Consider the following 15,898-nt stretch of genomic DNA (forward strand, 5'->3'; position numbering starts at 1 on the left):
GAAACTGAAGGAGGTTGGAAACACATGAAAGTGAGACCATCAGTTAAACCAATCTGCGAAAAATGTAAAGTTATTCGCAGAAAAGGAAAAGTAATGGTGATCTGTGAAAATCCAAAGCATAAACAAAAACAAGGATAATTTATAAGGAGGTGCCCAGAGAATGGCTCGTATTGCTGGTGTAGATATCCCACGTGACAAACGTGTTGTTATTTCTTTAACATACATCTTCGGAATTGGCCGCACAACGGCTCAGCAAGTTTTAAAAGAAGCTGGAGTTTCAGAAGATACTCGTGTGCGCGATCTTACTGAAGAAGAACTTGGTAAAATCCGTGATATTATTGACAAACTGAAAGTAGAAGGTGACCTTCGCCGTGAAGTTTCTCTTAATATCAAACGTCTGATCGAAATCGGAAGCTACCGCGGAATCCGTCATCGCAGAGGATTACCTGTTCGCGGACAAAACTCTAAAAACAACGCGCGTACTCGTAAAGGTCCGCGTCGTACTGTAGCTAACAAGAAAAAATAAGTAAGGGAGGTTCTTAAACAATGGCTGCTGCTCGTAAATCTAACACGCGTAAACGTCGCGTGAAAAAGAATATTGAGTCTGGAATTGCTCATATTCGTTCAACTTTCAATAACACGATCGTTACGATCACTGACACTCATGGTAATGCTATTTCTTGGTCTAGTGCCGGAGCTTTAGGATTCAGAGGTTCTCGTAAATCTACTCCTTTTGCTGCGCAAATGGCTGCAGAAACAGCTGCTAAAGGTTCAATCGAACATGGTCTTAAAACTCTAGAGGTTACTGTTAAAGGACCTGGTTCAGGCCGTGAAGCTGCAATCCGTGCACTTCAAGCTGCTGGACTAGAAGTCACTGCTATCAGAGACGTAACTCCTGTTCCTCATAACGGATGCCGTCCACCAAAACGTCGCCGCGTGTAATTTGTTTGTATAGATTTTGTGTCCCTGTCAATAATGGGTTATGATACAGTTATTTATGAAACGAATGCACCGACTCGTTGCCTGAGCACATACGGGACTAAACAATGGGGAATTTCGGATGGAATCTCATATGATTCTATTCGAGGTTTCGACGTTTTGAAGGAGGGTTTTAAGTAATGATCGAGATTGAAAAACCAAAAATCGAAACGGTTGAAATCAGCGACGATGCCAAATTTGGTAAGTTTGTCGTAGAGCCACTTGAGCGTGGATATGGTACAACTCTGGGTAACTCCTTACGTCGTATCCTCTTATCCTCACTCCCTGGTGCCGCTGTAACATCAATCCAGATAGATGGTGTACTGCACGAATTCTCGACAATTGAAGGCGTTGTGGAAGATGTTACAACGATTATCTTACACATTAAAAAGCTTGCATTGAAAATCTACTCTGATGAAGAGAAGACGCTAGAAATTGATGTACAGGGTGAAGGAACTGTAACGGCAGCTGATATTACACACGATAGTGATGTAGAGATCTTAAATCCTGATCTTCATATCGCGACTCTTGGTGAGAATGCGAGTTTCCGAGTTCGCCTTACTGCTCAAAGAGGACGTGGGTATACGCCTGCTGACGCAAACAAGAGAGACGATCAGCCAATCGGCGTGATTCCGATCGATTCTATCTATACGCCAGTTTCTCGTGTATCTTATCAGGTAGAGAACACTCGTGTAGGCCAAGTTGCAAACTATGATAAACTTACACTTGATGTTTGGACTGATGGAAGCACTGGACCGAAAGAAGCAATTGCGCTTGGTTCAAAGATTTTAACTGAACACCTTAATATATTCGTTGGTTTAACTGACGAAGCTCAACATGCTGAAATCATGGTTGAAAAAGAAGAAGATCAAAAAGAGAAAGTTCTTGAAATGACAATTGAAGAATTGGATCTTTCTGTTCGTTCTTACAACTGCTTAAAGCGTGCGGGTATTAACACGGTTCAAGAGCTTGCGAACAAGACGGAAGAAGATATGATGAAAGTTCGAAATCTAGGACGCAAATCACTTGAAGAAGTGAAAGCGAAACTAGAAGAACTTGGACTCGGACTTCGCAAAGACGATTGACTAGTTTCCCTTGTGAACTAGGATTTTCGTGTGTTTATTATTCAGAAACAGCATTCCAATAAAGGAGGGGACATCACATGTCATACAGAAAACTAGGACGTACGAGTGCACAGCGTAAAGCTATGCTTCGTGATCTTACAACTGATTTGATCATCAACGAAAGAATCGAAACAACTGAAACACGTGCGAAAGAACTTCGCTCTGTAGTTGAAAAAATGATCACGCTTGGCAAACGCGGTGATCTTCACGCTCGCCGTCAAGCTGCTGCATACATCCGCAACGAGGTTGCAAACGAAGAAAATAACCAAGATGCACTTCAAAAATTATTCTCTGACATTGCAACTCGTTACGAGGAGCGCCAAGGCGGATACACACGTATTATGAAGCTTGGTCCTCGCCGTGGTGACGGAGCACCAATGGCAATTATCGAATTGGTTTAATCACATATTTTTGTGTATCTAAAGAAGGGCGGGACAGTTTCTAACTGGATCTATGCCCTTTTTTTAGATACTGCAACTTTTAATATAGAGAGAAAAGCAGAGCATTAGCTGAGAGGAGGCCGGTTTTCCATGAATCAAAATCAGTTGATATCGGTAGAGGATATCGTATTTCGATATCGGAAGGACGCAGAAAGACGAGCACTAGACGGCGTCTCCCTGCAGGTGTATGAGGGTGAATGGCTTGCAATCGTAGGTCATAACGGTTCAGGGAAATCAACACTGGCCCGGGCATTGAATGGTTTAATTCTTCCTGAATCAGGCGACATTGAGGTTGCCGGGATTCAATTAACAGAGGAATCTGTTTGGGAAGTGCGTAAGAAGATAGGTATGGTCTTTCAAAATCCGGATAACCAATTTGTCGGAACGACTGTTCGCGATGATGTGGCTTTTGGTTTAGAAAACAATGGTGTACCGCGGGAAGAAATGATTGAGAGAGTAGACTGGGCAGTAAAACAGGTGAATATGCAAGATTTTCTCGATCAAGAGCCGCACCATCTCTCCGGAGGCCAAAAGCAGAGAGTTGCGATTGCGGGGGTTATTGCCGCACGTCCTGATATTATTATCTTAGATGAAGCAACATCCATGCTTGATCCGATCGGGCGAGAAGAAGTGCTTGAAACGGTAAGACATTTAAAAGAGCAGGGAATGGCGACTGTCATATCCATTACACATGATCTGGATGAGGCAGCAAAAGCAGACAGGATCATTGTCATGAATGGCGGTAAAAAATATGCTGAAGGGCCGCCTAAAGAGATTTTTAAATTGAATAAAGAACTTGTTCGAATCGGGCTTGATTTACCCTTCTCATTCCAGCTTAGCCAGCTTTTAAGAGAAAATGGACTGGCTTTGGAAGAAAACCATTTGACTCAGGAAGGGCTGGTGAAAGAGCTGTGGACATTACAATCAAAGATGTAGAGCATCGCTATCAGATGAAGACGCCGTTTGAGCGCCTAGCACTGTATGATATCAATGCATCGATTAAAGAAGGAAGCTACGTAGCAGTTATCGGGCATACAGGCTCTGGCAAGTCCACTCTTCTTCAGCACCTAAATGGTCTCCTAAAGCCGACGAAGGGACAGATATCACTAGGCAGCACTGTCATTCAGGCAGGGAGAAAGAATAAAGATCTGAAAAAACTTCGTAAAAAAGTCGGAATCGTTTTCCAATTTCCTGAGCATCAATTATTCGAAGAAACAGTTCTTAAAGATATTTCATTCGGACCGATGAACTTTGGTGTTAAAAAAGAAGATGCTGAACAAAAAGCGAGAGAGATGCTGCAGCTTGTAGGTTTATCAGAAGAGCTTTTGGACAGGTCACCCTTTGAATTAAGCGGGGGACAAATGCGCAGAGTTGCAATTGCCGGCGTACTTGCAATGGACCCTGAAGTGCTTGTTCTGGATGAACCGACTGCAGGATTGGACCCAAGAGGGCGAAAAGAGATTATGGACATGTTTTATGAGCTTCATCAACGTGGGAACTTGACGACGATCCTTGTGACACACAGCATGGAGGATGCAGCTGCATACGCTGATGAAATGATTGTTATGCATAAAGGAACGATACAAGCATCAGGCAGTCCGCGTGATCTGTTTTTAAAGGGTGAAGAGATGGCCGGCTGGGGGCTGGATCTTCCTGAAACAATAAAATTCCAAAGACACCTTGAAGCTGCACTGGGTGTGAGATTTAATGAGCCTATGCTCACAATCGAAGATGCCGCTGCCGAAATCCGTGCTCTTTTTCAGGGAGAGAAGACTTTATGATGGACAGCATGATTATCGGCAAGTATGTACCGGGGACTTCACTTGTGCACCGGCTTGACCCCAGAACAAAACTGATCACGATCTTTTTATTTGTCTGCATTGTATTCTTAGCCAATAATGTTCAGACATATGCGTTGCTTGGTTTATTTACAATTGGCGTCGTTTCTTTAACAAGAGTTCCTTTCTCTTTTTTAATGAAAGGGCTGAAGCCAATCATCTGGATTGTCCTTTTTACGTTCCTTCTTCACATTCTTATGACACATGAAGGACCGATTATCTTTCAAATAAGTTTTTTCAAAGTCTATGAGGGCGGTCTGGTTCAGGGGATATTCATTTCTCTTAGATTCGTCTATTTGATTTTAATCACAACCTTATTAACGCTTACGACTACACCGATTGAGATTACCGATGGAATGGAGCAGCTGCTGAACCCATTGAAAAAATTAAAGCTTCCTGTTCATGAGCTGGCTCTTATGATGTCAATTTCTTTACGGTTTATTCCGACACTGATGGAGGAGACAGATAAGATCATGAAGGCTCAGATGGCGCGAGGCGTTGATTTTACAAGCGGGCCTGTCAAAGAAAGAGTGAAGGCTATTGTCCCGCTTCTTGTCCCGCTCTTCGTCAGCGCATTTAAACGCGCCGAAGAGCTTGCGGTGGCAATGGAAGCAAGAGGCTATCAAGGCGGAGAAGGACGTACGAAATATAGAAAGCTTGTATGGACAGGAAAAGACACTTCTGTCATTGTCAGCTTAATTGTATTAGCTGCTTTGTTATTTTTCTTAAGGGCTTAGAGGTGCTGTATGAGACTGAAATGCACGATTTCTTATGACGGACATTTGTTTAACGGTTATCAGGTTCAGCCGGGCAAAAGAACGGTTCAGGATGAACTGGAGAAAGCTTTGGCTGTCCTGCATAAGTCAAAAGACAGAATTCCGGTCGTTTCGTCTGGAAGAACAGACAGCGGGGTTCACGCAGCCGGACAGGTGATTCATTTTGACACTCCGCTGTCTATCCCGGCTGAGAGATGGCCATATGCCTTAAATGCACTGCTTCCGGACGATATCGCAGTCAAACAGGCAGAAATTGCGGATGATGGGTTCCATGCACGATTTAGCGCAGTCAAAAAAGAATATCGCTACTTTGTATACACGGAGAAACACCCGGACGTATTTAAACGGCATTACGCTTACCATTTTTCATATCGCCTTAATGTGCAGGACATGAGAGAAGCGGCAAAGCATCTTATAGGGACACATGATTTTACGAGCTTTTGCGCGGCTAAAACAGAAGTGCAGGACAAGGTAAGAACGATATACGAACTTGATTGGACTGAGACGGCTGACGGCCTGCAAATGCGGATCACAGGCAGCGGTTTCTTATATAATATGGTCAGAATTATTGCGGGTACTTTGCTTGATGCAGGTATTGGAAAAATTTCTCACGATGAGGTGAAATCCATGCTGGAAGCGAAGGATCGCGAAGCGGCAGGGCGCACAGCGCCGGGACACGGGCTATATTTATGGAACGTTTACTATGACAACTAAACCAGGTGTATAATATTTTCTTGACAGAGTCTGCATAAAGTTATAAGATATCATATGGTATGTATTTCAACCCCACGATAAGCCCCGGAACTTATTGTGTTGTGAAATAGAACGTAATCGAAGTTTATTGAAAATGACAGATCATTTAGGAGGGAAATTCAATGCGTACAACACCTATGGCTAACGCAAGTACTATTGAACGCAAGTGGTTAGTTGTTGATGCTGCTGGCAAGACTTTAGGTCGTCTTTCTTCAGAAGTTGCAGCTATCCTTCGCGGAAAACACAAACCAACTTACACACCACACGTTGATACTGGAGATCATGTGATCATCATCAACGCTGAAAAAATCGAGTTAACTGGTAAAAAGTTAACTGACAAAATCTACTACCGTCACACTCAACATCCAGGCGGATTAAAATCAAGAACTGCTCTTGAAATGCGTACAAACTACCCTGAGAAAATGCTTGAGCTTGCTATCAAAGGCATGCTTCCAAAAGGTTCTCTAGGTCGTCAAATGTTCAAAAAATTGAACGTATACCGTGGTTCTGAGCATCCACACGAAGCACAAAAACCTGAAGTTTACGAACTTCGCGGTTAATTAAAAAGGAGGTTACCAATTTGGCACAGGTTCAATATTACGGTACTGGCCGTCGTAAAAGCTCTGTAGCGCGTGTGCGTTTAGTTCCAGGAGAAGGCCGTATCGTCGTAAATAATCGTGAAATCAGCGAACACATCCCATCTGCAGCTTTAATCGAAGATATCAAACAACCATTAACTTTGACTGAAACAGCTGGCACTTATGATGTTTTAGTAAACGTACATGGAGGCGGCTTATCTGGTCAAGCTGGAGCAATCCGTCACGGTATCGCTCGTGCTTTGCTTGAAGCAGATCCAGAATACCGTACAACTCTTAAACGTGCAGGTCTTCTGACTCGTGACGCTCGTATGAAAGAACGTAAAAAATACGGTCTTAAAGGCGCTCGTCGTGCACCTCAGTTCTCAAAACGTTAATTTTACGTTTTCAAAAAGCTCTCGACCTTGGGTTGGGAGCTTTTTTCTTTCAATAAAACGTGGCAGCTTCGCATAAAAATAACAACTGAATGGACGCTTGACGGGGTTAAGCAAATTGTTTGTTTATAAACGGTCTTACTGTAATAATCATGATAGCTTTCATTCTTATTCAATTGGAAATTCGGTCAATGTTTATTATCGTTATGTGATCAGCCCAGCTCCATCTAACCACTGTATCTCATCCGTTAAAGTTCACTGCTGATTCTTAACCCGGAGAACAATAGCTCTCATTGCTAATGGCTTTATGTAACGAAGTAAAAGTAAATCTGATGATATAAATCACATATCTCCTTTGTGATTTTTTTGCGTTTTTATGAACTTTTTTCTAAATATGCAAAGGGAAAGCGATATCAATCTAGAAATATTTGTTATACTCTATACATTAAAGTAAGGAGAAGATTCATGAATGCGTTAGTAGCTCATAATAGCAAAGCCTGGGATAAAAAAGTAGAAACAGGCAATGAATGGACTGTTGCTGTTGAGCAGCAGGTTATCGAACAAGCAAAAAAAGGAAATTGGGATATAAGGGTAACACCAATGAAAGATGTACCGAAGGATTGGTTTCCGCCTGTCAAAGGACTGAAAGTACTCTGTTTAGCATCAGGCGGCGGCCAGCAGGGTCCAGTTTTGGCAGCCGCAGGCGCGGATGTCACCGTACTAGATAACTCAGAAAAACAGCTGAATCAGGATAGAATGATTGCTGAGCGAGATGGTCTCACGATACACACTGTCAAAGGAAGCATGGACGATTTAAGTGTATTTAATGATGAATCATTTGATGTCATTGTACATCCTGTTGCCAATGTTTTTGTTGAGAATGTCCTCCCGGTATGGAAGGAAGCGCACCGTGTGTTGAAAAGGAACGGCGTTCTAATCTCGGGTTTTGTCAATCCTGTTGTATTTCTGTTTGATACAGAATTAGAACAGCAAGGTGTTTTAAAAGTAAAACACTCCATTCCATATGCTGACCCAGAAGATCTTCCGAAACATAAAGTGAAAAAACTGATCGAAAATAATGAGGCTCTGGAATTCGGCCATTCCTTAGAAGACCAAATCAAAGGCCAAATTGATGCCGGTTTTATCGTTACTGGTTTTTATGAAGATAAAGGCGGGTTTGTATTAGACCAATATATCCATACATATTCTGCAACAAGAAGCATGAAAGTATGAAAAGCAGCGACCTGTTAGAGGGGCTGCTTTTTTCATAACTACTTACAGAACATTTGTTCCGGATCCTGCGGAAAGCTGATTTTTTATCGATTTTACACCTTCATTTGGGCGAATTTCCAACCGAATTCGGGCATTGTTTCATCATCCAAACCTCAAAATAATCGGTAAAAGGAGAGTGAATTTATATGGCAGAAGTACTGTCTTTTATGGATGTGAAACGCCAAAAGGATTTTGAATTAGAAAAGAACTTGCTCAAAGAACTCTCTCTGAGACAAATTATCCAGTCTGTTAAGGATTGTTTGGAACCATTATTTCCATTTTTACATGATGAACGAGATATTATTACCGAAGGCTGTATTGATTTTGCTATAGAAGCCTATTTGTTAGGCGGGCGTTTTGGGATATTCGGCTATTACGGAGAATCCATGCAGAGTATCAGTGCCCGCTCTGCAAGAGAAGAAGAAGAGCTGCGTATGGAGTTTTTTGATTATCTCTATAATTGGATACACGAGCAATACGCAACATTTGATAAAAACACTGTTTATGAAGCGGCACGCAAGTTCATTAAAGATTGGTGGACAGCAGGGTTTGTTCAAAGAGAAAAACAGTGTAAGCTTCGCATGCGGTAATCATATTTCCCGGCCCTGTCCCATAGTTATGTAATAACGGACAAGCGGGAGGGGAAGGGATGAGGAAAAAGCTTAAATGGCTCAGTTTTTTGCTAGGCTTCATCATATTACTATTTCTGTTCAAGTATCAGTTCAGCAATAACGACTCTTGGAAGCCGTGGAGCCTGCCCTTGAGCGGTAAAATTATTTATCTAGATCCAGGTCATGGCGGGCCTGACGGCGGAGCAGTCGGCGGAAAGCTGTTAGAGAAGGATGTTACCCTGGAAGTGGCTTTTAGAGTCAGGGATTATCTTCAAGAACAAGGAGCGCTTGTTATCATGACCAGAGAAAGTGATACTGATCTCGCTCCAGAAGGAACAAAAGGCTATAGCCGACGAAAAGCTGAGGATCTAAGACAACGAGTCAAATTAATAAACCATTCAGAGGCGGAGCTCTATATCAGCATTCATCTTAATGCGATTCCGTCACAAAAGTGGAGCGGAGCCCAAAGCTTTTATTACGGGAAATATGCGGAAAATGAGAAAGTCGCAAAATACATTCAGGATGAGCTGAGAAGAAATCTGGAAAACACAACCCGGAAAGCAAAGCGGATTCATGGTATCTACTTAATGCAAAACGTCACCAAACCGGGGGCGCTTATAGAAGTCGGATTTTTATCCAATCCAAGTGAAGCAACGTTGCTCGGTAAACCGAAATATCAAGACAAGGTGGCATCTTCCATATATAAAGGCATTTTGCGATATTTCACAGAAAAAGGAGACCCTCCGGAGTAATGGAGGGTTTTCTTGTGGTTCTAAGCATAAGACACCCGCCATTTATGTATGATATAATAATAGTTGTAAACGAATACACAAAAGGGTGAGGTTCGATGATAAGAGAAGATGAAGTAAGAAAACTAGTCGGAGAAATGCGCGAACCTTTTCTTCAAAGACCTCTGGGAGAATTGGATGCCGTTAAGGAAATTAAAATAAAGCCTGAAAAACGGCATATCAGTGTAAAAGTCGCTCTTGCAAAAACAGGAACTGCAGAACAAATGCAGATTCAGCAAGAGATCGTAAACGTATTAAAAGGGGCAGGAGCTGAGACAGTCGGCCTTCGATTTGAAGAGCTGCCTGAAGAAACGGTTGCTAAATTTCGGGCGCCGTCAGCTGAGAAAAAAACATTATTAAATATGGATAACCCGCCAGTCTTTCTTGCCGTAGCAAGCGGAAAAGGCGGCGTAGGCAAGTCAACTGTGTCCGTAAACCTAGCTATTTCTCTGGCTCGTCTAGGGAAAAAGGTTGGTTTAATTGATGCGGATATTTATGGGTTCAGTGTGCCGGACATGATGGGTATCACTGTGCGTCCAACGATTGAAGGAGAGAAACTTCTTCCTGTTGAACGCTTTGGAGTAAAGGTCATGTCAATGGGCTTTTTCGTAGAAGAAAATGCTCCGGTCGTATGGAGAGGGCCGATGCTCGGCAAAATGCTGAATAACTTTTTCCATGAAGTAGAGTGGGGAGAAGTAGACTATATCGTTCTTGATCTTCCGCCTGGTACAGGGGATGTTGCTCTCGATGTACATACAATGCTTCCGAGCTGCAAAGAAATCATAGTATCTACGCCGCATCCGACTGCTGCTTTTGTCGCGGCCAGAGCGGGCTCTATGGCGATTAAAACCGATCATGAGGTCGTGGGGGTCATAGAGAACATGGCTTATTATGAAAGTGCAAAGACAGGGGAAAGAGAATATGTCTTTGGAAAAGGCGGAGGAGATAAACTGGCTGAGGAACTAAATGTGCCTTTGCTCGGCAGAATCCCATTGAAACAGCCAGATTGGGATAAGGACCAATTTGCTCCGTCTGTTTATGACGAAAATCATCCAATCGGAGAAATATATCAGGACATCGCAGAAAAAATAGATGCAAAAATGTCAGTGCAGGTATAAAAGGTGAACCGGGATTCCAGATCCCGGCTTTCCCTTTATTCACTTTCTTTGGCTGTGTCTTTTGCTGCTTTTTTCAGCTCATCTTCGAACTGCTTTTTGTAAAGCGGGCTAGAAAGTGTTTCGTTAATAACCTCTTCTAAATAACTGCGGAATTCTTGGCTTTTTGCCAGCTGGCTATACTTTTTATCCATGCCGGGATCCTGCATAACGCTCATCAGCATCTTCTGGTAATCTGGATCCTTCATCAGCTTTTTAATCACTTTTTCATGCTCTGTCTGAAGAGTTTTGGCAAAGCCCTCAGCAAAATCAGTGTCTTCAAAGATGTTTTTCCAAAATTCTTCGCCTTTTTTAGATGTGAGTGTTTTTTCTATTGTTCCTTTAATTGCATCTTGATCAATCACCAGCGCTTCATTCATGGCATCATCATTTAATAATTCCTTAATAGCTTTCTTTCCATCATCAGTTTTTAATATATCAACAACCATTTTTTTGGTTTGATCATAGTCCATATCCGCTGCTTGGTCTTTTGGAGCGCAAGCTGTTACAGATAATAACAAAAAACAGCTCATCAATAGCGTTTTGGCTTTTGACATGCTTAAGCTCCTTTCACATACTTGTCTTACCTTTAATATGATTCATCTGTTTGGAATTATACATAACAAAATATCGCTGTTCGCGATTTTTGAGGGGATGAATAAAGAAATGAAAAGCCGTGGTTTAGTTCGTTTTTTCTTTTCTATTTTAGCTGTCGGAGCGCTTATCACGAGTATTGTGGGTTTTGCTTTAAAATGGGGAGAATATAGGGGGCTGTTTCTTACATTTGAAGCGGGGCAGATTTTCTCTGTTTTATTTTGGTTTATCGGTGTAGGCATGATTTTCAGTGTGATCAGCCAAATGGGTTTTTTCGTGTTTTTAACAGTTCATCGGTTTGCGCTTGAGATATTAAGGTCCTCCTCTTTGTGGAATTTGCTGCAGTTGTTTTTCATCCTGTTTGTTGCTTTTGATTTAATGTACGTGCGTTTTTTATTTTTTGGAGAGAGCGGAGAATCGCTGGCTGGCTATGCGTGGTTACCGGTGTTTTTATTGATCTTTGGAGTGATTACAGCTTATATAAAGCAAAAGCAGTCCTCTAAGAAAACATTTGTGTCATCATTATTTTTGATGGTCGTGATTACCGCATTAGAATGGTTCCCTGCATTAAGAGTAAATGATGAGGACTGGCTTTATTTAATGCTTTTTCCGTTAATGGCATGTAATGCCTTCCAATTGCTGATGCTGCCGAAGTTTGCAGCAAAGTAATTACTTTACCTCTGCGGATTTGGCATCAGAATTTGCGATGAGGTCACCCACGGTTACATTTTTTAATCCTTTTTCTTTCAGCTGATGGATGATATCAGGCAATGCTTCTTCTGTTTGTTTTGCCGAATCGGAGGCATGTAAAAGAATAATGTCTCCACCGGAAACTTGCTTGGTCACATTGTCGATGATTTTTTCAACTCCGGGATTTGTCCAGTCTTGAGAGTTCACACTGTAATGAACGACTGTATAATTGTATTGCTTTGCGACCTTTAGAACATTCTTATTGAATTGGCCGGTAGGGGGTCTTAATAGCTGTATGTCTTTGACCCCTAACTTTTCAAAGGCTGTTTGCGCACGGTTTATGTCCTTTTTTATTTCGCTGCTCTCTAAATTGGCATAGTTTTTATAAGCGTAGCCCATGCTCCCAATTTGATGTCCATCCTTTACGATACGGGCCACTGTGTCGGGATGGCGTTCTGCCCAAGAAGCGGACAGGAAAAACGTTGCGTTTTTAATCCCGTTTGCTTTCAGAGTATTAAGTATCGGTTCTGCTCTCTCATCACCCCAGCTGATATCGAAAGTAAGTGAAATATCTTTAGAGTCTGTTTCTCCTTTATAAATGGCTTTAGGTCCGGTGTCAGTTGAAAACACGGGAAGCGGGACAGCTCTTTGGATATAAAAAAAGCTGGCAGCTGCAAATGCGGCGATAAGTATAATAATTAATTGTTTCACCCGTTTAATGTGCCACACATAGAAGTGATTCACTGATGATGCCTCCTTATCTTGTCCATCATTCTTGTTTTACATCTTATGAGCATGGACAATTGAATATAACCGATAAAATGTCTCTTCACATACAGCCTAAATTGGGTGTTGACCTTTTGATGATATCCGTGATATATTATTATTCGTCGCTGATAAACAGCTGACATCAACTAAAAGCTTCATTAAGTACTTTGAAAAAAGTTGTTGACTTAAAAGAAGCTAAATGTTATAGTAATAAAGCTGCTTCGTTAAGCGGCGGTAATGATCTTTGAAAACTAAACAAGACAAAACGTACCTGTTAATTCAGTTTTTAAAAATCGCACAGCGATGTGCGTAGTCAGTCAAACTACTTTATCGGAGAGTTTGATCCTGGCTCAGGACGAACGCTGGCGGCGTGCCTAATACATGCAAGTCGAGCGGACAGATGGGAGCTTGCTCCCTGATGTTAGCGGCGGACGGGTGAGTAACACGTGGGTAACCTGCCTGTAAGACTGGGATAACTCCGGGAAACCGGGGCTAATACCGGATGGTTGTTTGAACCGCATGGTTCAAACATAAAAGGTGGCTTCGGCTACCACTTACAGATGGACCCGCGGCGCATTAGCTAGTTGGTGAGGTAACGGCTCACCAAGGCAACGATGCGTAGCCGACCTGAGAGGGTGATCGGCCACACTGGGACTGAGACACGGCCCAGACTCCTACGGGAGGCAGCAGTAGGGAATCTTCCGCAATGGACGAAAGTCTGACGGAGCAACGCCGCGTGAGTGATGAAGGTTTTCGGATCGTAAAGCTCTGTTGTTAGGGAAGAACAAGTACCGTTCGAATAGGGCGGTACCTTGACGGTACCTAACCAGAAAGCCACGGCTAACTACGTGCCAGCAGCCGCGGTAATACGTAGGTGGCAAGCGTTGTCCGGAATTATTGGGCGTAAAGGGCTCGCAGGCGGTTTCTTAAGTCTGATGTGAAAGCCCCCGGCTCAACCGGGGAGGGTCATTGGAAACTGGGGAACTTGAGTGCAGAAGAGGAGAGTGGAATTCCACGTGTAGCGGTGAAATGCGTAGAGATGTGGAGGAACACCAGTGGCGAAGGCGACTCTCTGGTCTGTAACTGACGCTGAGGAGCGAAAGCGTGGGGAGCGAACAGGATTAGATACCCTGGTAGTCCACGCCGTAAACGATGAGTGCTAAGTGTTAGGGGGTTTCCGCCCCTTAGTGCTGCAGCTAACGCATTAAGCACTCCGCCTGGGGAGTACGGTCGCAAGACTGAAACTCAAAGGAATTGACGGGGGCCCGCACAAGCGGTGGAGCATGTGGTTTAATTCGAAGCAACGCGAAGAACCTTACCAGGTCTTGACATCCTCTGACAATCCTAGAGATAGGACGTCCCCTTCGGGGGCAGAGTGACAGGTGGTGCATGGTTGTCGTCAGCTCGTGTCGTGAGATGTTGGGTTAAGTCCCGCAACGAGCGCAACCCTTGATCTTAGTTGCCAGCATTCAGTTGGGCACTCTAAGGTGACTGCCGGTGACAAACCGGAGGAAGGTGGGGATGACGTCAAATCATCATGCCCCTTATGACCTGGGCTACACACGTGCTACAATGGACAGAACAAAGGGCAGCGAAACCGCGAGGTTAAGCCAATCCCACAAATCTGTTCTCAGTTCGGATCGCAGTCTGCAACTCGACTGCGTGAAGCTGGAATCGCTAGTAATCGCGGATCAGCATGCCGCGGTGAATACGTTCCCGGGCCTTGTACACACCGCCCGTCACACCACGAGAGTTTGTAACACCCGAAGTCGGTGAGGTAACCTTTTAGGAGCCAGCCGCCGAAGGTGGGACAGATGATTGGGGTGAAGTCGTAACAAGGTAGCCGTATCGGAAGGTGCGGCTGGATCACCTCCTTTCTAAGGATATTATACGGAATATAAGACCTTGGGTCTTATAAACAGAACGTTCCCTGTCTTGTTTAGTTTTGAAGGATCATTCCTTCGAAACGTGTTCTTTGAAAACTAGATAACAGTAGACATCACATTCAATTAGTAACACAAGATATCACATAGTGATTCTTTTTAACGGTTAAGTTAGAAAGGGCGCACGGTGGATGCCTTGGCACTAGGAGCCGATGAAGGACGGGACGAACACCGATATGCTTCGGGGAGCTGTAAGCAAGCTTTGATCCGGAGATTTCCGAATGGGGAAACCCACCACTCGTAATGGAGTGGTATCCATATCTGAATTCATAGGATATGAGAAGGCAGACCCGGGGAACTGAAACATCTAAGTACCCGGAGGAAGAGAAAGCAAATGCGATTCCCTGAGTAGCGGCGAGCGAAACGGGATTAGCCCAAACCAAGAGGCTTGCCTCTTGGGGTTGTAGGACACTCTATACGGAGTTACAAAAGAACGAGGTAGATGAAGAGGTCTGGAAAGGCCCGCCATAGGAGGTAACAGCCCTGTAGTCAAAACTTCGTTCTCTCCTGAGTGGATCCTGAGTACGGCGGAACACGTGAAATTCCGTCGGAATCCGGGAGGACCATCTCCCAAGGCTAAATACTCCCTAGTGACCGATAGTGAACCAGTACCGTGAGGGAAAGGTGAAAAGCACCCCGGAAGGGGAGTGAAAGAGATCCTGAAACCGTGTGCCTACAAGTAGTCAGAGCCCGTTAACGGGTGATGGCGTGCCTTTTGTAGAATGAACCGGCGAGTTACGATCCCGTGCAAGGTTAAGCAGAAGATGCGGAGCCGCAGCGAAAGCGAGTCTGAATAGGGCGCATGAGTACGTGGTCGTAGACCCGAAACCAGGTGATCTACCCATGTCCAGGGTGAAGTTCAGGTAACACTGAATGGAGGCCCGAACCCACGCACGTTGAAAAGTGCGGGGATGAGGTGTGGGTAGGGGTGAAATGCCAATCGAACCTGGAGATAGCTGGTTCTCTCCGAAATAGCTTTAGGGCTAGCCTCAAGGTAAGAGTCTTGGAGGTAGAGCACTGATTGGACTAGGGGCCCCTACCGGGTTACCGAATTCAGTCAAACTCCGAATGCCAATGACTTATCCTTGGGAGTCAGACTGCGAGTGATAAGATCCGTAGTCGAAAGGGAAACAGCCCAGACCGCCAGCTAAGGTCCCAAAGTATACGTTAAGTGGAAAAGGATGTGGAGTTGCTTAGAC

Annotated in this window: 18 protein-coding genes and 2 rRNA genes (1 of these 20 cut by a window edge); 18 read left to right on the plus strand and 2 right to left on the minus strand. The window is 43.8% G+C overall.

The features are described from left to right. Window positions 1-24: 24 nt before the first annotated feature. The 15 genes from rpmJ to salA all read left to right on the plus strand — a co-directional run bounded on the left by rpmJ (window position 25) and on the right by salA (window position 10,668). Window positions 25-138 carry a 50S ribosomal protein L36 gene (gene rpmJ, locus NX903_RS00295; protein WP_003156543.1) on the plus strand — a complete coding sequence of 38 codons (114 nt, stop codon included), beginning with the start codon at window positions 25-27 and terminating at the stop codon, window positions 136-138. Window positions 139-160: 22 nt separating this feature from the next. After that, the gene (gene rpsM, locus NX903_RS00300; RefSeq protein WP_003235095.1) at window positions 161-526 is read left to right on the plus strand and encodes a 30S ribosomal protein S13; all 366 of its coding nucleotides are present in this window, start codon (window positions 161-163) and stop codon (window positions 524-526) included. 20 nt (window positions 527-546) lie between these two features. Continuing rightward, a complete protein-coding gene (rpsK, locus tag NX903_RS00305; protein ID WP_009966385.1) occupies window positions 547-942 on the plus strand; it encodes a 30S ribosomal protein S11 in 396 nt (131 codons plus the stop codon). Window positions 943-1,118: 176 nt separating this feature from the next. Continuing rightward, a complete protein-coding gene (locus NX903_RS00310) occupies window positions 1,119-2,063 on the plus strand; it encodes a DNA-directed RNA polymerase subunit alpha (RefSeq protein WP_003225835.1) in 945 nt (314 codons plus the stop codon). A gap of 77 nt (window positions 2,064-2,140) precedes the next feature. Then, window positions 2,141-2,503 carry a 50S ribosomal protein L17 gene (gene rplQ, locus NX903_RS00315; protein WP_003225836.1) on the plus strand — a complete coding sequence of 121 codons (363 nt, stop codon included), beginning with the start codon at window positions 2,141-2,143 and terminating at the stop codon, window positions 2,501-2,503. A 129-nt stretch (window positions 2,504-2,632) separates the two neighbouring features. Continuing rightward, the gene (locus tag NX903_RS00320; RefSeq protein ID WP_046159978.1) at window positions 2,633-3,478 is read left to right on the plus strand and encodes an energy-coupling factor ABC transporter ATP-binding protein; all 846 of its coding nucleotides are present in this window, start codon (window positions 2,633-2,635) and stop codon (window positions 3,476-3,478) included. Further along, the gene (locus NX903_RS00325; RefSeq protein WP_086343363.1) at window positions 3,454-4,323 is read left to right on the plus strand and encodes an energy-coupling factor ABC transporter ATP-binding protein; all 870 of its coding nucleotides are present in this window, start codon (window positions 3,454-3,456) and stop codon (window positions 4,321-4,323) included. The genes NX903_RS00320 and NX903_RS00325 overlap by 25 nt, the downstream gene beginning before the upstream one ends. After that, complete coding sequence (locus tag NX903_RS00330) at window positions 4,320-5,117, plus strand: energy-coupling factor transporter transmembrane component T family protein (RefSeq protein ID WP_086343364.1); 798 nt, start codon at window positions 4,320-4,322, stop codon at window positions 5,115-5,117. Before NX903_RS00325 ends, NX903_RS00330 begins: the two co-directional genes overlap by 4 nt. 9 nt (window positions 5,118-5,126) lie before the next feature. After that, the gene (gene truA, locus NX903_RS00335) at window positions 5,127-5,870 is read left to right on the plus strand and encodes a tRNA pseudouridine(38-40) synthase TruA (RefSeq protein WP_086343365.1); all 744 of its coding nucleotides are present in this window, start codon (window positions 5,127-5,129) and stop codon (window positions 5,868-5,870) included. A 161-nt stretch (window positions 5,871-6,031) separates the two neighbouring features. Beyond that, complete coding sequence (gene rplM, locus NX903_RS00340) at window positions 6,032-6,469, plus strand: 50S ribosomal protein L13 (RefSeq protein ID WP_003241966.1); 438 nt, start codon at window positions 6,032-6,034, stop codon at window positions 6,467-6,469. 20 nt (window positions 6,470-6,489) lie between these two features. Continuing rightward, entirely contained in the window at window positions 6,490-6,882 is a 393-nt protein-coding gene (rpsI, locus tag NX903_RS00345; protein WP_004399691.1) for a 30S ribosomal protein S9, read from the plus strand. 462 nt (window positions 6,883-7,344) lie between these two features. Next, entirely contained in the window at window positions 7,345-8,112 is a 768-nt protein-coding gene (locus tag NX903_RS00350) for a class I SAM-dependent methyltransferase (RefSeq protein ID WP_086343366.1), read from the plus strand. A gap of 185 nt (window positions 8,113-8,297) precedes the next feature. Further along, window positions 8,298-8,741: a YbaK family protein gene (locus NX903_RS00355; RefSeq protein ID WP_003235118.1), complete on the plus strand. Its 444-nt coding sequence runs from the start codon at window positions 8,298-8,300 to the stop codon at window positions 8,739-8,741. A gap of 59 nt (window positions 8,742-8,800) precedes the next feature. Then, window positions 8,801-9,514 (plus strand): N-acetylmuramoyl-L-alanine amidase CwlD, encoded by a 714-nt coding sequence (cwlD, locus tag NX903_RS00360; protein WP_004399672.1) that lies wholly within the window; start codon window positions 8,801-8,803, stop codon window positions 9,512-9,514. Between the two features lie 95 nt (window positions 9,515-9,609). Then, complete coding sequence (gene salA / locus NX903_RS00365; protein WP_076458793.1) at window positions 9,610-10,668, plus strand: iron-sulfur carrier protein/transcriptional regulator SalA; 1,059 nt, start codon at window positions 9,610-9,612, stop codon at window positions 10,666-10,668. A 35-nt stretch (window positions 10,669-10,703) separates the two neighbouring features. On the opposite strand, the gene gerD is transcribed toward salA, so the two are convergent. After that, complete coding sequence (gerD, locus tag NX903_RS00370; protein WP_003235126.1) at window positions 10,704-11,261, minus strand: spore germination lipoprotein GerD; 558 nt, start codon at window positions 11,259-11,261, stop codon at window positions 10,704-10,706. Window positions 11,262-11,370: 109 nt separating this feature from the next. Here gerD and kbaA point away from each other — a divergent pair, with 109 nt between their 5' ends. Further along, window positions 11,371-11,967: a KinB-signaling pathway activation protein gene (gene kbaA / locus NX903_RS00375; RefSeq protein WP_004399693.1), complete on the plus strand. Its 597-nt coding sequence runs from the start codon at window positions 11,371-11,373 to the stop codon at window positions 11,965-11,967. Here kbaA and pdaB read toward each other — a convergent pair whose 3' ends face one another. Continuing rightward, entirely contained in the window at window positions 11,968-12,732 is a 765-nt protein-coding gene (gene pdaB / locus NX903_RS00380) for a polysaccharide deacetylase family sporulation protein PdaB (protein ID WP_015252978.1), read from the minus strand. A gap of 351 nt (window positions 12,733-13,083) precedes the next feature. Between pdaB and NX903_RS00385 the strand changes: the two genes are divergently transcribed. Beyond that, a 16S ribosomal RNA gene (locus NX903_RS00385) occupies window positions 13,084-14,633 on the plus strand. A 170-nt stretch (window positions 14,634-14,803) separates the two neighbouring features. Continuing rightward, a 23S ribosomal RNA gene (locus NX903_RS00390) occupies window positions 14,804-15,898 on the plus strand (it continues 1,833 nt past the right edge of the window). The 16S and 23S rRNA genes sit together here, the layout of an rRNA operon.

It is taken from the genome of Bacillus sp. FSL R5-0576, from assembly GCF_038004765.1.
Lineage (GTDB): Bacteria > Bacillota > Bacilli > Bacillales > Bacillaceae > Bacillus > Bacillus subtilis.

Excerpts from the sequence above, each read along its gene's own strand:
- NX903_RS00330 (WP_086343364.1), top strand. The coding sequence starts at position 4,320 with ATGATGGACAGCATGATTATCGGCAAGTATGTACCGGGGACTTCACTT.
- rplM (WP_003241966.1), top strand. The coding sequence starts at position 6,032 with ATGCGTACAACACCTATGGCTAACGCAAGTACTATTGAACGCAAGTGG.
- salA (WP_076458793.1), top strand. The coding sequence starts at position 9,610 with ATGATAAGAGAAGATGAAGTAAGAAAACTAGTCGGAGAAATGCGCGAA.
- NX903_RS00320 (WP_046159978.1), top strand. The coding sequence starts at position 2,633 with ATGAATCAAAATCAGTTGATATCGGTAGAGGATATCGTATTTCGATAT.
- NX903_RS00310 (WP_003225835.1), top strand. The coding sequence starts at position 1,119 with ATGATCGAGATTGAAAAACCAAAAATCGAAACGGTTGAAATCAGCGAC.
- truA (WP_086343365.1), top strand. The coding sequence starts at position 5,127 with ATGAGACTGAAATGCACGATTTCTTATGACGGACATTTGTTTAACGGT.
- rplQ (WP_003225836.1), top strand. The coding sequence starts at position 2,141 with ATGTCATACAGAAAACTAGGACGTACGAGTGCACAGCGTAAAGCTATG.
- rpmJ (WP_003156543.1), top strand. The coding sequence starts at position 25 with ATGAAAGTGAGACCATCAGTTAAACCAATCTGCGAAAAATGTAAAGTT.
- gerD (WP_003235126.1), bottom strand. The coding sequence starts at position 11,261 with ATGTCAAAAGCCAAAACGCTATTGATGAGCTGTTTTTTGTTATTATCT.
- kbaA (WP_004399693.1), top strand. The coding sequence starts at position 11,371 with ATGAAAAGCCGTGGTTTAGTTCGTTTTTTCTTTTCTATTTTAGCTGTC.
- rpsM (WP_003235095.1), top strand. The coding sequence starts at position 161 with ATGGCTCGTATTGCTGGTGTAGATATCCCACGTGACAAACGTGTTGTT.
- NX903_RS00350 (WP_086343366.1), top strand. The coding sequence starts at position 7,345 with ATGAATGCGTTAGTAGCTCATAATAGCAAAGCCTGGGATAAAAAAGTA.
- rpsK (WP_009966385.1), top strand. The coding sequence starts at position 547 with ATGGCTGCTGCTCGTAAATCTAACACGCGTAAACGTCGCGTGAAAAAG.
- cwlD (WP_004399672.1), top strand. The coding sequence starts at position 8,801 with ATGAGGAAAAAGCTTAAATGGCTCAGTTTTTTGCTAGGCTTCATCATA.
- NX903_RS00355 (WP_003235118.1), top strand. The coding sequence starts at position 8,298 with ATGGCAGAAGTACTGTCTTTTATGGATGTGAAACGCCAAAAGGATTTT.